Source organism: Bacillus sp. MZGC1 (assembly GCF_002998605.1).
Taxonomy (GTDB): domain Bacteria; phylum Bacillota; class Bacilli; order Bacillales; family Bacillaceae; genus Bacillus.
Map to the genome: position 1 here is coordinate 826557 of NZ_PVRE01000001.1, position 18176 is coordinate 844732.

Here is an 18176-nt window from a genome sequence, read left to right on the forward strand (position 1 = left end):
TAAAGAAAAGGCTTTAGGCCGAAGATTCAATTTTTTGCAGCTTCTTAGCTGCATCCATCGTATATAGCAGGAAGATTTTTGTAGATGCACCTTTAACGAATTCATATGGAGATGATGGAATTGGCAAAGAAGGAAGAGCACGTAAGAAAACCGGACTGGCTTAAAATTAAGCTGAATACGAATGAAAACTATACCGGTTTGAAAAAAATGATGCGGGAAAACAACCTGAATACCGTTTGTGAGGAAGCAAAATGTCCGAATATCCATGAATGCTGGGCGGTGAGAAGAACCGCTACATTTATGATCCTTGGATCTGTTTGTACGCGCGCATGCCGTTTCTGTGCGGTGAAAACAGGACTTCCAACTGAGCTTGACCTGCAAGAGCCAGAACGCGTGGCAGATTCAGTAGCCTTAATGAACTTAAAGCACGCTGTCATAACAGCGGTTGCAAGGGATGATCAAAAGGATGGCGGAGCAGGTGTGTTTGCTGAAACCGTTCGTGCCATTAGAAGAAAAAGTCCATTCACGACAATTGAAGTTCTCCCTTCAGACATGGGCGGCAATTACGATAATTTGAAGACGTTAATGGACACACGTCCTGATATTTTAAATCACAATATTGAAACAGTTCGCAGATTAACGCCAAGGGTTCGTGCACGTGCTACATATGATCGTTCATTAGAATTCTTGCGCCGCGCAAAAGAAATGCAGCCCGACATTCCAACGAAATCAAGCATTATGATTGGACTAGGTGAAACGAAGGAAGAAATCATTGAAGTCATGGATGATCTTCTTGCGAGCAACGTGGATATTATGGCGATTGGTCAGTATTTACAACCTTCGAAAAAGCATTTGAAAGTTCAAAAATACTACCATCCGGATGAGTTTGCAGAGCTGAAAGAAATTGCGATGTCAAAAGGCTTTAGCCATTGTGAAGCTGGACCGCTTGTGCGCTCTTCCTACCATGCAGATGAACAAGTAAACGAAGCGTCTAAAAAGCGTCAGGCGCAAGCATAACAAAGAAAACGCCAGAGATCTCTGGCGTTTTTTCTCATATTAATTTTGGCCGTAAGGGGCGTTTCTTCTCATGGTACGGTCAGAATTCGTCATACCATTTGCATCTTCTTTCGTAGAAATATCTCCACCTTGAGGGGAATATTTCATTTGTTGAATCGTTTTGGTTAAAATTTGATCAAAATCACGTGAATTGGTTTGAAGACGTGAAAAATTGGCAATGGATTGAAAGTGCTCTGGATTATCAGAGACGTATACATGATAATAACGAGGGAGAACAGAAACCGCCGTTTTCTTTACTTGATCGGCAGATTCATCCCGGTTTTTGTTTCCTGTTCGATATACAATCAGTGCATCCTCATCTGTCACAAGTGTGGCTGCATCTTTGATGTTTGGGAGCTGCACAGTTAAACTTGTAATGACGTGGGCAAGATGCTCGCGATTTAAAGCAGGTGTTCTTTCTTTCTGATCCGTTACTTGCTGGCGCTGATAACGAACATATCCTGCTCTGTTTGTGTCTGCTTCTGGCATGTTGGAATTATTTCCTTCATGACGATCCGATAGACGGATGGTTTTACTTGAAGAATCTTCATCCACTTGCCGGTTCATACCTGATTGAAAGCCGCACCCGCCTAAAAGCATGCTGAGGAGAATCGCGGCTGTCAGTTGTTTCTTCATAAATGTGACCTCCTTTTTTCTTTAGCTTCGGCTAAATCGGAAAAAACATGCTTTAGCAATTGATGGAGTTCTTCCAATGAATTATCATTAAAGATGGATCGTTTAAAAAGAGGTGAGAAGATGATCGTCATTCAGAATGCTACTTTTGATCTTGTAAGAGAGATTAAAGACGGTTTTGATGAAGAAGCGTTTAAAGCAAGGTACTCAGATATTTTAAATAAGTACGATTATATTGTGGGGGACTGGGGCTACAATCAGCTGAGACTGAAGGGGTTCTTTGATGACCAAAACCAAAAGGCCACATTTGATACAAAAATCAGCACACTTGATGAATACATTTATGAATACTGTAATTTTGGCTGTGCCTATTTTGTCTTAAAACGAATCAGAAAATAACGCAAAGGGGAGCGTCATGATGTATTTCGTAGACAGAAAAAAAATTGAAGAGACATTACGTTTTTTCGAGGAGCAATATGAGTTGATGCGCAGTCATCAAACATGGACAAGTCCACTAGAGAAAAAAGCGCTGGAACGAATTGTTCATTTGCTCGTCGAATGTATTCTTGATACGGGAAATGATATGATTGATGGCTTTATTATGCGTGATCCAGGAAGCTATGATGACATCATGGATATTCTTGTTGATGAAAAGGTTGTACCCGAAGAGGAAGGCAGTCAGCTGAAAAAGCTTGTCTCGTGCCGTAAAACACTTGTGCAGCAATACCAGGAAGTGGTTCATCACGACTTGCTGCAGGTGATCAGCGAGGTTGAGCATGCGCTAGAGGTTTTCCCAAGCCGCATCCGTACCTACTTGGAGCAGGAGCTTGGCCCAGTATCAGCGTTTAAATAATCCATTGGAGTTGTGAGCATCATGAAATACAAAGGCTACTTAATTGATTTAGACGGAACAATGTATAAAGGAACAGAAAAGATCGAAGAAGCAGGTCAATTTGTTCAAAAGTTAAATGAGCTAAACATTCCTTACTTGTTTGTCACGAATAACTCGTCACGCACGCCGAAGCAGGTAGCAGACAAGCTTGTTTCATTCGATATTCCAGCAACTGAAGAACAAGTCTTTACAACAAGTATGGCGACAGCCAATTATATTGCCGAGCAAAAGAAAGACGCGTCTGTTTACGTTATCGGTGAAGAAGGAATCAAGCAGGCCATTGAAGAAAAAGGGCTAATGTTCGGTCAGGAAGACGCTGATTTCGTTGTTGTTGGAATTGACCGAGACATTACATATGAAAAATTCGCAGTAGGTGCGATTGCCATTCGTCAAGGCGCACAATTTGTCTCAACAAATGGTGATATTGCCATTCCAACAGAAAGAGGACTTCTGCCAGGCAACGGCTCTTTAACATCTGTATTGACTGTCACTACTACGGTCAAGCCAACATTTATCGGGAAGCCAGAATCCATCATCATGGAACAAGCGATGAGGGTGCTCGGGACCGATCTGTCTGAGACGCTTATGGTGGGTGATAACTATGATACGGATATTATGGCAGGGATGAATGCAGGAATGGACACATTACTCGTTCATACAGGCGTGACAACAAAAGAGCTGCTTCAGAAGTATGACAAACAGCCAACCTATGTCATTGATTCATTATCCGAGTGGATTGAGCGATTATCATAAAAAAAAGAGGACAAGCGTTACGCGCGCGTCCTCTTTTTTGCTTTATTCCGCATTTCTCGTACTATGTGCAAGCCTGCTTGATGCTGCAGCAGCAATGGCGCCGACAATGTCATCTAAAAAGGTGTGGCACTCGCCTGTGGATTTATCATTGAGTTTCCCGAGAATCCCTGGTTTTTCTTTATCGATATATCCGTAATTCGTAAAGCCGATCGAACCATAAATATTGACGATAGCAAAGGATAGAATTTCATCAACACCATACAGGCTTTCGTCTGTTTCTAAAATGGACTGAAGCGGCTCGGTTAGCTTTTTTTGCTCGGCTAGTACGTCTAGTTCGACGCCTGTTAATATCGCATTTTGGACTTCTCGTTTTGCGATGACACGCTCCACATTGTGGATGCATTCTGTCATGTCTAAGCCAGGATGATATTTTTCCTGTAAAAAGTAGACAAGGTCTGCTATATCTTGAATGGATACGCCTCGTTCTTGTAGACGGCGTCTTGCTGTTTTTTCTACTTCGTTCATCTCATGATGATGCGGCATATATTCCTCACCCAATCCTCGTAATTTGGTCCACAACGTGTAAAAAGCTTCGGATAGTAAATAGTATTCATAAATCCCTCAACCTGCGACTACGATATGATAAGAGATCGATCATATGAACGCAGGTGAAAACATGAAAGAAACCATTTATCACACATTTGGTATTGATGTGCGTCAATTTATGCCATATGGCAGTTATCAGAGCTTTCAAACGTCAGAGACTCTCTTCATCATTGTCCCTGTGTCTCATTTGCGAGAAGAAGAACTCACAGAGCTGTATCATATCAGTCAGTATTTACTGAATGCCGGAGACCCATACGTCGCTGTGTTTGAATTAACAAATGAAGAGAAGCCCACCTTTACTCATGGAAAGGAACTGTATGCTTTATTAAAGGCAGCACCGCCGATCTCAAGCCGCTCGTTCCAGCAGGCGTCAGAGCTGGCGGCCTTTCATGTCAGGGGAAGAGGGTTTCCATATGAGGTATCTGAAACAAAACGTGTGGGAGCCTGGAAGGAATTGTGGGCAAAACGGTTAGATCAGCTTGAAGGCTTTTGGATGCAGCAAATGCACCAAAAACCACTGGAACAGTTTGAAAAAAAATTCATCGAATCCTTTCCGTATTATCTTGGATTAACGGAAAATGCCATTCAATATTTAGTGGATACTGAGCTTGATGATGAACCGAAGGAATGTGACTCAGGCACTGTCTGCCACCAGCGTTTTTCGCGGAGGACTTGGCCGCATGAGCAGCCGCTTCGTTTACCTGTAGATTGGGTCTTTGATCATCCAACCCGGGATATTGCCGAATACTTAAGAGAAACCTTTGTCCAGCATAAGGAAGATTTAATTGAAGAAGGCTTCTCCTTTCTTCAGCAATATGAGCAGGTGACACCTCTTTCTTCCTTTTCTAAGCGTTTGTTATACAGCCGCTTGTTGTTCCCGCTTCATTATTTTGAAATTGTGGAAGGCTACTACATGTCAGGAGAAAATGAAAAATCATATTATGAAGAGCGGTTAGATTACGTCCTAAATGATGCCAATCGCTATGAATACTTTCTGAAGGTCTTTCAAGAAATGAGTGCCATGCGAAGCGGCGAGAGCCCGATACCGTCAGTTGGCTGGATCACAGGTCCAGGGATTTGAAGTTTCAGTGAACAGATGAAACGTCTCTTTTCTCTTGAGGCGTTTTTCGTTATGCTTAAAGAAATCAATCAAAGGAGTGTTCTTCTTGCCGAAACCTTATGTCTATATCACAAGAAAGCTGGATGAAGCATCACTTACACCATTAAAAGAAGTCGCTCATATTGAGATGTGGCCGAGCGAGGATGAGCCATGTCCAAGAGAAGAATTAGAAAAACAAGCAGCTCAAGCGAATGCGCTTCTCACCATGCTGTCAGATCAAGTAGATGAAGCCCTTTTATCAAAAACTCCAAATGTTAAGGTGATCGCAAACCTTGCTGTTGGCTATGACAATATTGATCTTGAGGCCGCTGAAAAGCGCAATATCACTATTTGTCATACACCGGATGTATTAACAGAATCCACGGCTGATTTAGCCTTTGCCCTTCTGATGGCGTCAGCCAGACGGATTGTCGAGGCGAGTGATTGGATTAAGGAAGGAAATTGGACAGGCTGGGGGCCTCTTCTTCTTGCCGGCGCTGATATTCATCACAAAACCCTTGGAATTGTTGGCATGGGCAGCATCGGAACAGCGCTTGCTAAGCGGGCAGCAGGCTTTGACATGAAGGTGCTGTACCATAACCGGTCAAGAAAGCCAGAGGCAGAAGCGCAGCTCGGCGTGACTTATGCGCCATTTGAGGAACTGCTTACGCAGTCTGATTTCATCGTCTGTCTTACCCCTTTAACCCCGGAAACAAAAGACATGTTTAATGAAAAAGCATTTGATCTGATGAAGAACTCAGCCTATTTTATTAATGTATCAAGAGGACAGACTGTGGATGAGGATGCTTTATATGAGGCGGTCACGACAGGAAAAATTGCCGGAGCCGGTCTGGATGTATTTAGACAGGAACCTGTCAGCCCGTCTCATCCGTTAACAACATTACCTAACGTCACGGTTCTCCCTCATATTGGAAGTGCAAGTGTCGAAACGAGAAAAACAATGATGCGTTTGTGTGCTGAAAATATTGCGCTTGTCTTACAAGGTCAGCAAGCCAAAACGCCGGTTCGTTCATCATATAAGGCTCCCTGAGTTTCGGGAGCTTTTCTGACAAAAATATTTTGAAAATATAGAATCTTGATATAAATAGCTGTTAAGCGGTTTCATTCTGACAATCTCTTATTTTATTACCTTGTCAAAATGAGGATACCCCTTTATAATGTGTGTACATTGAATGTCTGTGTTAGGTTAACAAATGTCTTTTTAGAGAGGACATTGACGGAGAAAGGTGGAATTTCAGGTGAAGGCAATTCGAGTTGGACTATTAGGATTAGGAACAGTGGGGAGCGGTGTCGTCAAGATTATCCAAGATCACCAGGATAAATTAATGCACCAGATCGGCTGTCCGGTATTAATACAAAAAGTGCTTGTGAGCAATCCCGATAAAAAGAGAGATGTGGATGTGGCAAGAGAGGTCTTCACAACTGAAGTATACGATGTGATTAGAGATCCAGAGGTCGACGTCATTATTGAAGTGATGGGCGGCATTGAAGAGACAAAACAATATTTAATAGATGCGTTAAATGAGAAGAAGCATGTCATTACAGCCAATAAAGATTTAATGGCGCTTTACGGAACAGAGCTTTTACATGTTGCGAAAGAAAATGGCTGTGATCTTTATTATGAAGCAAGTGTAGCCGGAGGAATTCCGATTCTGCGTACGCTGGAGGAAGGATTGGCCTCTGACCGAATTACGAAGATGATGGGGATTGTGAACGGTACAACGAATTTTATTTTAACGAAAATGAACGTCGATAAAAGCGCATATGAAGATGTCTTAAAAGAAGCGCAGGATCTTGGCTTTGCAGAAGCAGACCCGACAGCTGATGTAGAAGGACTTGATGCAGCAAGGAAAATGGCGATTCTTGCAAGACTCGGCTTTTCCATGAATGTGGAATTAGAGGATGTAAAGGTCAGAGGCATCTCTGACGTGTCTGATGAAGACATTAATTTCAGTAAACGATTTGGCTACACAATGAAGCTGATCGGAATTGCCCAGCGGGACGGAGAAAAGGTAGAAGTCAGTGTCCAGCCAACTTTACTCCCTGATCACCATCCGTTATCATCGGTCAACAATGAATTCAATGCGGTGTATGTCTATGGGAGTGCTGTAGGGGAAACGATGTTTTACGGACCTGGAGCTGGAAGCCTGCCAACGGCAACCGCTGTTGTATCAGACTTAGTCGCAGTGATGAAAAACATGCGCCTTGGCGTGAACGGAAGCGGATTTATCGCACCGCAGTTTGAGAAAAAGATCAAATCGCCATCGGAAGTATTTGCTCAGCAATTCTTAAGAATTCATGTCAGAGATCAAGTCGGGGCATTCTCCCGCATTACATCTATTTTTTCTGAAAGAGGCATCAGCTTTGAAAAGATCCTTCAGCTTCCTGTGAAAGGGCATGATGAGCTGGCTGAAATTGTGATTATTACACACCGGACCTCAGAAGAAGATTTCTCAAATATCCTGCAAAAATTAAACGATCTCGACGTGGTGGTTCAAGTGAAGAGCACGTACCGAGTAGAAGGGAACGGTTTAAGCTGATGAAGTGGAATGGACTTATTGAGGAATTCCAAGAATTCTTACCAGTAAACGAATCAACACCAAAACTAACATTAAATGAAGGGAATACACCGCTGATCCACCTTGCCAAACTTTCGGAAAAGCTGGGGGTTGAGCTTCATGTGAAAACAGAAGGCGTCAATCCAACAGGCTCTTTCAAGGATCGTGGAATGGTCATGGCTGTTGCAAAGGCAAAAGAAGAAGGCAATGATACGATCATGTGTGCTTCGACAGGGAATACCTCTGCGGCGGCAGCGGCTTATGCAGCCCGTGCTGATATGAAATGTATCGTCATCATTCCAGACGGGAAAATTGCCTTCGGGAAGCTTGCACAGGCTGTGATGTACGGAGCAGAGATCATTGCGATTGACGGCAACTTTGATGATGCGCTGAAAATCGTCCGCAGCATCTGTGAAAAAGCGCCGATTGCTCTTGTTAACTCTGTCAATCCGTACCGAATTGAAGGACAAAAAACTGCGGCATTTGAAATCTGTGAGCAGCTAGGCTCGGCCCCGGACGTACTGGCGATTCCTGTTGGAAATGCAGGGAACATCACCGCCTACTGGAAAGGCTTCAAGGAATACCATGAGAAAAAAGGAACTGGACTGCCAGTCATGCGCGGCTTTGAAGCAGAAGGTGCAGCAGCAATCGTACGAAATGAAGTGATTGAACAGCCAGAAACAGTGGCAACTGCCATCCGTATCGGAAATCCAGCGAGCTGGAAGCAAGCTGTGGCAGCCGCAGATGAATCAAACGGAAAGATTGATGAAGTGACTGACGAGGAAATTCTTCATGCATATCAATTGATTGCACGTGAAGAAGGCGTGTTTGCAGAACCGGGCTCTTGTGCGTCTATCGCAGGTGTGCTAAAGCAGGTGAAATCCGGAGAAATCAAGCCAGGCAGTAAAGTTGTTGCGGTATTAACAGGCAACGGATTGAAAGATCCGAATACGGCAATTGATATTTCACAAATCAAGCCGGTCACACTCGATGCAGATGAAGATCAAATTCTTGAACACTTAGAAAAGGCCGCGCGCGTATGAGTAAAGCCTCCATGCTTTTTACAATCACAGTACCGGGAAGCACTGCCAATTTAGGACCAGGCTTTGATTCAGTTGGAATGGCGCTCAGCCGCTATTTAAAGCTATCGGTCTATGACCATGATAGCTGGCTGTTTGAAGCAGAAACAGATGTCGTGTCCGGGATTCCATCAGGCACCGACAACCTAATTTATCAAACAGCCAAAAAGGTCGCAGATCACTTTGGAAAAACACTCCCGCCTGTTTATGTCAAAGTGTGGAGTGATATTCCATTGGCACGGGGGCTGGGAAGCAGTGCTGCTGCAATTGTGGCAGCCATTGAGCTGGCCAATCAGCTTCTCGAATTAAATATGACAGATGATCAAAAGCTCTTTTTTGCAAGTGAGGTAGAAGGTCATCCAGATAATGCGGGTGCTTCTTTATTCGGCGGTTTACTGATTGGTCTTCATGAAGAAGACCAGACACATGCCGTCAAAGTGCAGCATGTGGATATAGATGTTGTCGTCGTGATTCCTTTTTATGAAGTGCTGACAAAGGATGCCCGTGATGTCCTGCCAGAGGATCTTTCCTATAAACATGCTGTCAGTGCGAGTGCTGTGAGCAACGTGCTTGTAGCGGCATTAATGACGCAAAACTGGCCGCTTGTTGGAGAAATGATGAATAAGGATTTATTTCATCAGCCTTACCGCACAATGCTCGTCCCAGAGCTGTCGAAGGTAGAGCATGTCGCTTCGCTAAAAGGAGCGTATGGAACGGCATTAAGCGGTGCTGGACCGACGATCTTAACCTTAGTTGAAAAAGGGAAGGGAGAAGCGCTGTTAGAACAGCTTGCCCAAAACTTCCCGCATTGCGAAGTAGATTTGCTGACGGTACCGGTAGAAGGTGTTGTCGTGGAGCATGATCCTGTCAATCAAGTAAAGAACGTGCTGTAAAAATGCACGTTACCAGCGTGTAGACAAACCCTCGCATTCGGTGTCAGTCCTGCGTGCTGGTGCTCACGAATGTCAAATTCGCTCCGTGCCAGTACTCGTCCTTCCTAGACTGCAAAGGTTTTCTATCACGCTGAAAAGAAGAAAAAGAGCTAAAATAAAGATCATTTTAGCCCTTTTTCAATAATCTGAGAACGTGCTGTAAATCTGCACGTTCTTTTTTTATCCTTGTTTTATAGGAAGAAGCAGGGATTATTATTTAGAGGATCGAACTATTTTTTATGCGTAAAAGGGGGAGATACATTCATGAAGAAATTGATGACGGCAGAAGATTTAACGAAGATTGTTTCTGTTTCTCATCCGGTTTATTCACCAGATGGAAAAAAGGCGGTTTTTACAAAAGTCACGGTGAATGAGAAAAAAGATGATTACAACATCCATTTATGGGTTCGAGATGAAGAGACAGAGGAGCTGTCACAATGGACATTTGAGGATGGAAAGCATCATCAGCCAGTGTGGTCAAAAGACAGCAGGCAGCTTGCTTTTATTTTGCAAAAGCCAAAGGAAGTTCCTCAGCTGGCACTGATTCAGAGTCAGGGAGGCGGTGTGCGCACCTTAACGGCGATTCCATACGGGGTATCTCATCCTGTCTTTTCACCAGATGGAGCTTTCATTTATGCGGCTGTGTCACTGAAACAATCAGAATCTGTTCATGATGAAAAAAAGGAAGAGCGAGATGATTTCGCTCCTGCGGTATATGATGATTTGACCTATAAAGCAGATGGCAGAGGTTATTTAGATGGGCGTTTCACGCAGATCATTCAAGTGGATACCCACTCAGGAGAGGTAGAGGCTGTCACGAGCGGGCAGCATCATCATGTGAGTCACACGGTCTCTCCGTGCGGGAAATGGCTTGCCTATATTCAATCAAATCCTCAGATACCTTACATAAGTGACGTGTGCCTCCTGTCATTAGAGGACAGTACGACAAAGAAAATCACACAATCAGCTGGCGCTTATTCCACCGTGTCTTTTTCTCCAAATGGAGAGAGCCTCGTGTATATCGGACATGAGCGCGAATTTCAAAATGCTACCTTCCCAGCATTATGGCTGTATGATCTGAAGGAAGAAAAAGTAGTTCAGCTGTCAGAAATGCTCGATATGTATGTGGGCAACTGTATGGCAGGAGATAGCGTCATGGGCGAAGCCAATCAGCTTCCGCAGTGGACAAAGGATAGCCAGGGGTTTTATGCGCTTGTTTCTGATCAAGGCAGTACAGGGATTTATTATTTCTCCGTTGAAGGCTTAGCCTATCCAGTTCGATTAGAGGCAGAACATATTACAAACTTCAGCCTTCATCCAGATGAATCCAAATTGCTGCTCAGCCGGCTTACGCACGTTTCACCAAGTGAGCTGTATGAGCTGACATTAGGGGAGGCGGATCTAAAGCAAATCACGTTCGAGCATGACACCTTTCTTAAGGAGCATGTCCTATCGGTACCAGAGCCATTTTCGTTTCAGTCAAAAGAAGGTGATGAGGTGCATGGCTGGTTTATGAAGCCTTCCCAAATGGAAGACGGGAAGAAATATCCTCTCATTTTAGAGATTCATGGTGGACCGCATGCGATGTATGGTTATACGTATTTTCATGAATTTCAAATGCTCGCTGCTGAAGGCTATGCCATCGTATATATCAATCCTCATGGCAGTCATGGATACGGACAGATGTTTAGCGACCGTGTGAGAGGAAGCTATGGTGGCGTTGATTATAAGGATGTCATGCAGGCTGTTGATCATGTGCTCAAAGCCTATGATTTACTTGATGAAACGAGGCTCGGAGTAACAGGCGGTAGCTATGGAGGTTTTATGACAAACTGGATTGTCGGGCAAACCGACCGCTTTCGCGCAGCCGTCACACAGCGGTCCATTTCAAACTGGATTAGCTTTTATGGCATTAGTGACATCGGTTATTACTTCACAAGATGGCAGATTGATGGGGATATTTATGATTCGGCCGATAAGCTATGGGATCGTTCGCCGCTAAAGTATGTGAAGCAGGTGAAGACGCCGCTTCTCATCTTGCACAGCGATGAAGACTATCGCTGCCCAGTTGATCAAGCAGAACAACTTTTTGTAGCACTGAAGGAGCTTGGGAAAGACACAAGGCTCGTCAAATTCCCGAAGGCATCTCATGATTTATCCAGAAGTGGCCATCCGGGGCAGCGTATTCAAAGACTGACCTTTATGAAGGACTGGTTTAGAGAGAAGTTAAGTTAATAATGAAAAAAACGACCCGAATTCGGGTCGTTTTCATGTCATATATGAATTAGAAAACCTGTTCAACTTCTACAACGCCAGGCACTTCTTCTAATAATGCGCGCTCAATACCGGCTTTCAATGTAATGGTTGAACTTGGGCAGCTGCCGCATGCACCAAGAAGACGTAATTTCACAATGCCATCTTCAATGTCTACAAGCTCACAGTCTCCACCATCACGTAATAGAAATGGACGAAGTTTGTCCAGTACTTCCTGTACTTGGTCTTTCATTTCGACTTCAGTCATTAGATATAATCGCTCCTTTCACAACATATCACCATTATATTCATCTGGACGATAAAAATCTATTGATTGGTTTCAAAGTTTCCTTCTCATTATAGCACAATCTCATCTTGAAACAAAAAGTGATTTTGACTTTTTTCATACAGAAAATTCAGCTAAAATAAAGAAAGAATAGGGGGCTTGCCAAATGAATCAAACCGTTGATCTTTATGTATATGGAAGAGATGTACTGTGCGCTAGCTGCGTGAATCTGCCTTCTTCAAAAGACACATTTGAGTGGTTAGATGCAGCGTTAAAACGAAAATATCCGAATCAGCCGTTTCGTATCACATATATTGATATTGAGCACCCGCCAGAAAACGAACACCAAAAAGAATTGTCTGAACGAATTCTTGATGATGAATTCTTTTATCCGCTTGTCTTAGTGGAGGATCAAATTGTTGGAGAGGGCAATCCAAAATTAAAAGACATTTATCAAGAAATGGAGAAATACGGTTACACGGAGAGCAGTGAATAAACTGTTCTTTTTTTGAGAAAACAAACAGAACAAACGTTCCTTTTGGGTTGAAAAAGAACGTTTGTTCGATTATAATCAAATGAAAGGAGCGTGAGCATCATGAATTATTTACTGAAACAATCTCTTCATCAGCAAATACCAATTGAGATGATTTATATGAAGAAAAACGGAGAGTGCACGAAGCGTAAAATCATTGTCCACCGTCAAACAGACCAGCTCATCCAAGCGTATTGTTTATCGAAGAAAACGATGAGAACCTTTCGTAAAGACTGCATCCTTGCCCTTGCTCCGATTAAATTGACCCGTTCATCGGCACATGCCGTTTCATAGAAAAAAAGCTCCCTCGTCATGAAGGAGCTTTGAGAAAAAATTCACATGATGTTAGCCATTGTGATGCTTGTACATCCAAAGGAGTCCGGATTTTAGAAGTCTTGGTACACGGCCAATAAGTGGACGATCTGCTACTAAGCCAAAGCCGGCTTTTTTCCCTAAAGATCCTAAGACACCTTTTAGCTTAAACTGAGGATAAGCCTCAGGAAGCGGCTCGTTTTTCCAGCGTTTTTGCAGAGATTGGACAATTTGTTCTGCCTGCGCCTCGGCAAGCTGTGCACTTGGGGCATGCGGCAAGCTTGCGCAATCACCCACGACATAGACATGCTCATTTCCAGGGAGATTGTGATGAGGTGTTAATACGACGCGGCCTTGTGCGTCTTTTTCAACATCCATCTCCCGTACCACTTTGCTTGGCTGAATGCCTGCTGTCCATACGATGACCTCTGCTTCAATGGCGTCATCATGGTTGTAAACAACACCTTCTTCAACCTTCGTAATATTGGCACAGTTAATGATCTTTACGTCATTTTCTTCAAACCACTTTTGCACATATAAACTTAATCTTTTTGGGAAGCTTGATAGAATCAGCTCTCCGCGGTCAAAAAGAATAATGTTTAAATCAGCACGGCTTTCTCTTAATTCACTGGCTAGCTCTACCCCGCTAAGTCCAGCACCGACGATACCAACCGTTGCACCTGCACCCAAATTGTTTAATTTGTTATACGTATGTCTTGACTGATCAATGGTTTGAATACTGTATGTATGTTCTTTCGCACCAGGGACATTATGATACTTGTCCTCACAGCCGAGTCCAATCACCGTGTCGTCATAAGGAATGGGTTCACGGTCGCTGAATAAGATCTGTTTGTTTTCAATATCAATTTTTTCTACTTCCCCATATTGAATATCCAGCTTCGGATGCTCTGGAAAAGATACTCGGATGTGATGATCAGAGATTGTTCCAGCAGCGAGTGCATAATATTCTGTTTTTAAACAGTGGTAAGGATTTCGATCAACTAATGTGATAGTAACATCATCAGGTAATTGATTTGGCAATAAGCGGTGGAGAACCCGCATATTCCCGTAACCTCCGCCGATCAAGACTAAATTTTTCATGACGATTCTCCTTTTCCCCGTAGACATTGAAAAACACTTATACTAAAAAACTTTAAGTTAAAATACCAAATAAAATTATATCGAATTTACTGTGAAACCACAATAATTGTTTCAAAATAACCTACATATTCATTAGTTAGTCCTAAATAGTAAAACATTTTACGAGGAATAGGCGTAACGATACAGATGAAGCTCATGTTTTGACTAATAGAAGGAATTTCGGTAGGATGGTAAAGCAATGTGAGGTGAAGCAAAGTGTTCCCACTGATCGAATTTTGTGTAAGTAATCTTGCACAAGGGTCTCAAGAAGCAAAAGAGAAGCTTGATAAAGACCCAAACCTAGACGTTATGGAATACGGCTGTTTAAGCTATTGCGGCAAATGTATGGACTCCCCATTTGCACTTGTGAATGGAGAATTTGTTTCAGGAGAAAATGCAGAGCAGCTAGTCGAGCGTATTTATGCTTTTATAGAGGAAAATGAGATGTTTTAAATGCACCACATGGGTCATGAGGTGCATTTTTTTCTTACTTCAATCTTCCATTTTTAAGGAGAATGCATAGAAAGCGCATCCAATATGTTATGCTAATAAAATATCATCAAAATGAAGCATCACACGAGAAAAAAAGAGGCATATGCATAATAAAAGCCCTTTGCCATGGCAGCAAAGAGCTTCTATGTATGAAAAACGGGGGATGATAAGATTGTCTCCTGAATCGACTCCTTTTATACTATAAAGAAACAACATTTTTGGAGGAAGCTCATGACATCATTTCAATTCACGAAAATGCACGGATTAGGAAATAATTATATATACGTCAATCAGATGAAGGAACAGCTTCCAGAAGAGCAGCTATCAGAGATAGCGATCCGCGTTTCTTCTGTTTATACAGGAATCGGTTCAGACGGAATGATCCTTATTTGCCCATCAGATGTTGCTCCTGTGAAAATGCGCATTTTCAACAATGATGGATCAGAGGGTAAAAACTGCGGCAACGGTCTGCGCTGCGTCGCAAAATATGTGTATGAGCATCAAATCGTAACAGACACAACGTTCCAGATTGAGACATTGTCAGGACTCGTTGAAGCTACCGTTCACGTGCAGGATGGTCACGTTCATTTAGTGACAGTAGATATGGGGAAACCTCGTTTTGAAAAAAAAGCGATGCCGATGCTTGGTGAACCGGCCAGCACAACGATTCATGAAGCACTTGATTTTGGCACTGTGACTTTAAATGGAACGGCTGTTTCAATGGGAAATCCGCACATCGTTTTTTATTTAGAGGACATTGAAAAGGCACCGCTTGATACAATTGGGCCAATCATCGAAAAACACGACATGTTCCCAGAAGGCGTCAATGTAGAATTTGTAGAAGTGGTCAGTGAAACAGAACTGCATTTTCGTGTGTGGGAAAGAGGGTCTGGCATTACTCAAGCCTGCGGAACGGGAGCTTGCGCTGCGGCTGTATCCACGATTGTGAATGGACAGGCGAAAAAAGAAACGGACATGACGGTTCACTTAGCAGGCGGAGATCTCATCATTCGCTGGAAAGACAACGACCATGTGCTCATGACAGGGCCTGCTGAAACGATTTGTGACGGCACATTTTATCTGTAAACCATTTATTTGAGAAAAGGCACCATCACGTTTATAATTGAAAAGAAACATCCAGTCAAAAGGAGGGATGATCATGAGTACACCAGTAACCATTACAGAAGCTGCTGCACTGCAGATTAAAGATATGATGAAAGAACATGAAGAAGAAAATGCGTTCCTACGAGTGGGCGTAAAAGGCGGCGGATGCAGTGGTCTTTCATACGGCATGGGCTTTGACCATGAAGTTTCAGAGAAAGACACGCAGTTCGAACAGCAAGGCATCCAGGTCCTTGTCGACTCCGAAAGCCTTGATATCATGAACGGCACCATCATTGATTTCAAACAATCACTAATGGGCGGCGGTTTCACCATCGACAATCCGAATGCGATTGCTTCATGCGGATGCGGTTCTTCTTTCCGAACAGCGACGAATACCGGTACGCCGGAAGAGTGTTAAGGTTAGTATCAATTAATTTTGTAAATCCATATTGGATATTTAAAACCTCCTCAAATTGATTATGATTCGAGGAGGTTTTTTTGTGTTGTTTAAAGATGTGAAAAGAGAAGATAACTTAAATCACTCAGCACCGTCCTTCTTTGTAAGGGTATTTAAGTATAAAAAAGTTCGCAATTTCTTAATATTTCATCTGTACCAAGTAAGGTCGCTTCTTCAATTCCTACATTATTAATTCTCATGAAAGATTGTACAGCTTGATAACCTACTGCATAACCAGCAAAGGGTGATAATCCTACTGGTTGAAAGTCTTGTTCTTTGGCAATGATATCACCAAACATATAACTGCTGACCTCAGCAAATCCTTTTGTATGTAAAGCCTCTTTTATCACTTCTTTTGAATAGTTTAATTCCTCTTTATCAAAAGAAGTGACCCAAGGTCCTAACACATGTTCACCATAAAGCTCTTTTGCAAATGATTCAGCTAAACCCTCTATAATTAAATAATCTCCAACTGTCACGTTTCCATAATCCCATTCAAAATATGAAAAACGGATATTATGGTGGAATTCATGTGCAATGAGAGCAGGAATTCTTGGGATATTATATGCAGTTGGATATAGTGATATTTGAATAAATCCAGGAATTCCTCCAAAACCGCAATATCCTTTTTGCAGTTCAAGCTTTTTCGGATCACCTAGATATAGACCGAATCTCAACTCATCAGCATTTATTTGAAGGATGTGCTTTTCTATGAAATCCATACAATGGTTTAAGGTGATATCTGCTGTTTGAAGAGCCTGAATTTCTTGTAGTCTCTTTAATGCCTGTTGTCCAGTTTGTGTATCTGTTACATCAAGATAGCCAAGCATCTTGGTTGCCATTATTACATCATATCCATTTTGCTGTTTAGCTTTTAGCGGAACGTTTATCATATTCCACATCTTTTCAAAAGGTTTCATCATGGTGTGTCGGAAAAAATGTTCTTTGTTGTGTTGAGTTGAAAATAACCTTTCGTATTGATCAATTGTATCCTCAATTATCATCCTCATTGTTATGCTCCCTTTTATAAAGAGTGGTAAAAACTTTCATTGCTTCGCTCACAAATGATGCCAAGCCTTCACCATATCGATCTATATTCTTTGTGAAACGTCCATCTTGAATATAGAGTTGACCTAAACCGTAAAAAGCATCAAGAGAGTAATAACTAAAGTTTTCGTTTAAAAAGTTGTACCATTGTTTGATTACGATTTGTACCTCTTTGGATTTAGGGGAATGATTGCGAAGAGAGGCTAGTTTATTAAATATGCTATTCCATCTATTAGATAATTCAATTTGTTCATCTTTAGACAAATTATTTAATTTTGAGCTGACTTCATCAACAGTTTGATTTCCCCAACGGTGACGAGCTTCTTCTCCATATTGACTAAATTTCATATTCATATTCTCGAACCTTTCTTTATAGGTGTAGTGAGTTTCCCCCAACAAATGCTGTAGCGTCTTATCAATATTTTCGATCATTTTATCGAATTTATTTCGTTTCTCTAGTAACATGTTTCTTTGTAAAATAAATGCTTCTTTCTTGTCAAATGAAGGATTGTGCATCATCTTTTTTATTTCCTTCAATGGAAATCCAAGTTCTCTAAAAAATAATATCTGCTGTAATGTTTCAAGGTTTTCTTCTGAATAGAGTCGATAATGATTATCTGTGACTTTTTTCGGAATCAATAAACCAATCTGATCGTAATGATGAAGTGTACGAATGCTAATACCAAACAATTCAGCGACTTCCTTTACTTTCATTTCAATTCACCTCTCTTGATATCTACTATAAAATATGACGTTACGTTAGGGTCAATCATCATTTAAAAATTTTAAATCAAGGATTGTTCATTTGTGCTTCAACTTGATGATGGTTTTCTCTCGGAATAGTTGAGTATTGAGTTCATGAGATATGTACGCGTAAATCGCTCAATTTTGTTACAGCTTGCCCTCACAACTGGCTATTTCCAC

20 protein-coding genes and 1 pseudogene are annotated in these 18176 nt (G+C 42.1%); 15 read left to right on the plus strand and 6 right to left on the minus strand.

The window, feature by feature from the left end:
• The first annotated feature begins 120 nt into the window (after nucleotides 1-120).
• Nucleotides 121-1017, plus strand: a complete 897-nt coding sequence (gene lipA, locus C6Y06_RS04135; RefSeq protein WP_034660686.1) for a lipoyl synthase — start codon at nucleotides 121-123, stop codon at nucleotides 1015-1017.
• Between the two features lie 39 nt (nucleotides 1018-1056).
• Here the strand turns inward: lipA and C6Y06_RS04140 are convergent, their stop codons facing one another.
• On the minus strand, nucleotides 1057-1692 hold the full coding sequence (locus tag C6Y06_RS04140) for a YhcN/YlaJ family sporulation lipoprotein (protein WP_034659879.1): 636 nt from the start codon (nucleotides 1690-1692) through the stop codon (nucleotides 1057-1059).
• Nucleotides 1693-1812: 120 nt separating this feature from the next.
• On the opposite strand from C6Y06_RS04140, the gene C6Y06_RS04145 reads away from it, so the two are divergent.
• The 3 genes from C6Y06_RS04145 to C6Y06_RS04155 are packed head-to-tail and all read left to right on the plus strand — an operon-like array spanning nucleotide 1813 to nucleotide 3334.
• Entirely contained in the window at nucleotides 1813-2088 is a 276-nt protein-coding gene (locus C6Y06_RS04145) for a YutD family protein (RefSeq protein ID WP_008346837.1), read from the plus strand.
• Between the two features lie 19 nt (nucleotides 2089-2107).
• Entirely contained in the window at nucleotides 2108-2542 is a 435-nt protein-coding gene (locus tag C6Y06_RS04150; RefSeq protein ID WP_034659878.1) for a DUF86 domain-containing protein, read from the plus strand.
• A gap of 18 nt (nucleotides 2543-2560) precedes the next feature.
• Complete coding sequence (locus C6Y06_RS04155) at nucleotides 2561-3334, plus strand: TIGR01457 family HAD-type hydrolase (protein WP_106036583.1); 774 nt, start codon at nucleotides 2561-2563, stop codon at nucleotides 3332-3334.
• 42 nt (nucleotides 3335-3376) lie between these two features.
• Here the strand turns inward: C6Y06_RS04155 and C6Y06_RS04160 are convergent, their stop codons facing one another.
• A complete protein-coding gene (locus tag C6Y06_RS04160) occupies nucleotides 3377-3877 on the minus strand; it encodes a phosphatidylglycerophosphatase A family protein (protein WP_060597240.1) in 501 nt (166 codons plus the stop codon).
• A 115-nt stretch (nucleotides 3878-3992) separates the two neighbouring features.
• Here C6Y06_RS04160 and yutH point away from each other — a divergent pair, with 115 nt between their 5' ends.
• The 6 genes from yutH to C6Y06_RS04195 all read left to right on the plus strand — a co-directional run bounded on the left by yutH (nucleotide 3993) and on the right by C6Y06_RS04195 (nucleotide 11864).
• Nucleotides 3993-5021, plus strand: coding sequence for a spore coat putative kinase YutH (gene yutH / locus C6Y06_RS04165; RefSeq protein ID WP_106036542.1), 1029 nt, complete (start codon nucleotides 3993-3995; stop codon nucleotides 5019-5021).
• 85 nt (nucleotides 5022-5106) lie between these two features.
• Complete coding sequence (locus C6Y06_RS04170; RefSeq protein WP_106036543.1) at nucleotides 5107-6090, plus strand: 2-hydroxyacid dehydrogenase; 984 nt, start codon at nucleotides 5107-5109, stop codon at nucleotides 6088-6090.
• Between the two features lie 208 nt (nucleotides 6091-6298).
• Nucleotides 6299-7600: a homoserine dehydrogenase gene (locus C6Y06_RS04180; RefSeq protein WP_034659873.1), complete on the plus strand. Its 1302-nt coding sequence runs from the start codon at nucleotides 6299-6301 to the stop codon at nucleotides 7598-7600.
• A complete protein-coding gene (gene thrC / locus C6Y06_RS04185; RefSeq protein ID WP_066030449.1) occupies nucleotides 7600-8661 on the plus strand; it encodes a threonine synthase in 1062 nt (353 codons plus the stop codon). The genes C6Y06_RS04180 and thrC overlap by 1 nt, the downstream gene beginning before the upstream one ends.
• Nucleotides 8658-9590 (plus strand): homoserine kinase, encoded by a 933-nt coding sequence (thrB, locus tag C6Y06_RS04190; RefSeq protein ID WP_066030450.1) that lies wholly within the window; start codon nucleotides 8658-8660, stop codon nucleotides 9588-9590. The genes thrC and thrB overlap by 4 nt, the downstream gene beginning before the upstream one ends.
• A gap of 303 nt (nucleotides 9591-9893) precedes the next feature.
• Nucleotides 9894-11864: an alpha/beta hydrolase family protein gene (locus C6Y06_RS04195; protein ID WP_066030451.1), complete on the plus strand. Its 1971-nt coding sequence runs from the start codon at nucleotides 9894-9896 to the stop codon at nucleotides 11862-11864.
• 49 nt (nucleotides 11865-11913) lie between these two features.
• Here C6Y06_RS04195 and C6Y06_RS04200 read toward each other — a convergent pair.
• Nucleotides 11914-12213 (minus strand): annotated as a pseudogene (locus C6Y06_RS04200) (NifU family protein).
• A 121-nt stretch (nucleotides 12214-12334) separates the two neighbouring features.
• Here C6Y06_RS04200 and C6Y06_RS04205 point away from each other — a divergent pair.
• Entirely contained in the window at nucleotides 12335-12664 is a 330-nt protein-coding gene (locus C6Y06_RS04205) for a YuzD family protein (protein ID WP_003212989.1), read from the plus strand.
• Nucleotides 12665-12763: 99 nt separating this feature from the next.
• Nucleotides 12764-12994, plus strand: coding sequence for a hypothetical protein (locus tag C6Y06_RS04210; RefSeq protein ID WP_058013767.1), 231 nt, complete (start codon nucleotides 12764-12766; stop codon nucleotides 12992-12994).
• Between the two features lie 51 nt (nucleotides 12995-13045).
• Here C6Y06_RS04210 and C6Y06_RS04215 read toward each other — a convergent pair whose 3' ends face one another.
• A complete protein-coding gene (locus C6Y06_RS04215; protein WP_060597234.1) occupies nucleotides 13046-14113 on the minus strand; it encodes an NAD(P)/FAD-dependent oxidoreductase in 1068 nt (355 codons plus the stop codon).
• A 255-nt stretch (nucleotides 14114-14368) separates the two neighbouring features.
• Here C6Y06_RS04215 and C6Y06_RS04220 point away from each other — a divergent pair, with 255 nt between their 5' ends.
• From C6Y06_RS04220 to erpA, 3 genes are all read left to right on the plus strand, one after another.
• On the plus strand, nucleotides 14369-14605 hold the full coding sequence (locus C6Y06_RS04220) for a YuzB family protein (RefSeq protein ID WP_003213414.1): 237 nt from the start codon (nucleotides 14369-14371) through the stop codon (nucleotides 14603-14605).
• Between the two features lie 270 nt (nucleotides 14606-14875).
• A complete protein-coding gene (gene dapF / locus C6Y06_RS04225) occupies nucleotides 14876-15730 on the plus strand; it encodes a diaminopimelate epimerase (RefSeq protein WP_060597233.1) in 855 nt (284 codons plus the stop codon).
• A 73-nt stretch (nucleotides 15731-15803) separates the two neighbouring features.
• Nucleotides 15804-16166 carry an iron-sulfur cluster insertion protein ErpA gene (gene erpA, locus C6Y06_RS04230; protein ID WP_012011138.1) on the plus strand — a complete coding sequence of 121 codons (363 nt, stop codon included), beginning with the start codon at nucleotides 15804-15806 and terminating at the stop codon, nucleotides 16164-16166.
• Nucleotides 16167-16318: 152 nt separating this feature from the next.
• Here erpA and C6Y06_RS04235 read toward each other — a convergent pair whose 3' ends face one another.
• Both C6Y06_RS04235 and C6Y06_RS04240 read right to left on the minus strand, forming a co-directional pair.
• A complete protein-coding gene (locus C6Y06_RS04235; protein ID WP_106036544.1) occupies nucleotides 16319-17215 on the minus strand; it encodes a DUF2268 domain-containing putative Zn-dependent protease in 897 nt (298 codons plus the stop codon).
• Nucleotides 17199-17966 (minus strand): MerR family transcriptional regulator, encoded by a 768-nt coding sequence (locus C6Y06_RS04240; RefSeq protein WP_189288304.1) that lies wholly within the window; start codon nucleotides 17964-17966, stop codon nucleotides 17199-17201. The genes C6Y06_RS04235 and C6Y06_RS04240 overlap by 17 nt, the downstream gene beginning before the upstream one ends.
• Nucleotides 17967-18176 lie beyond the last annotated feature (210 nt).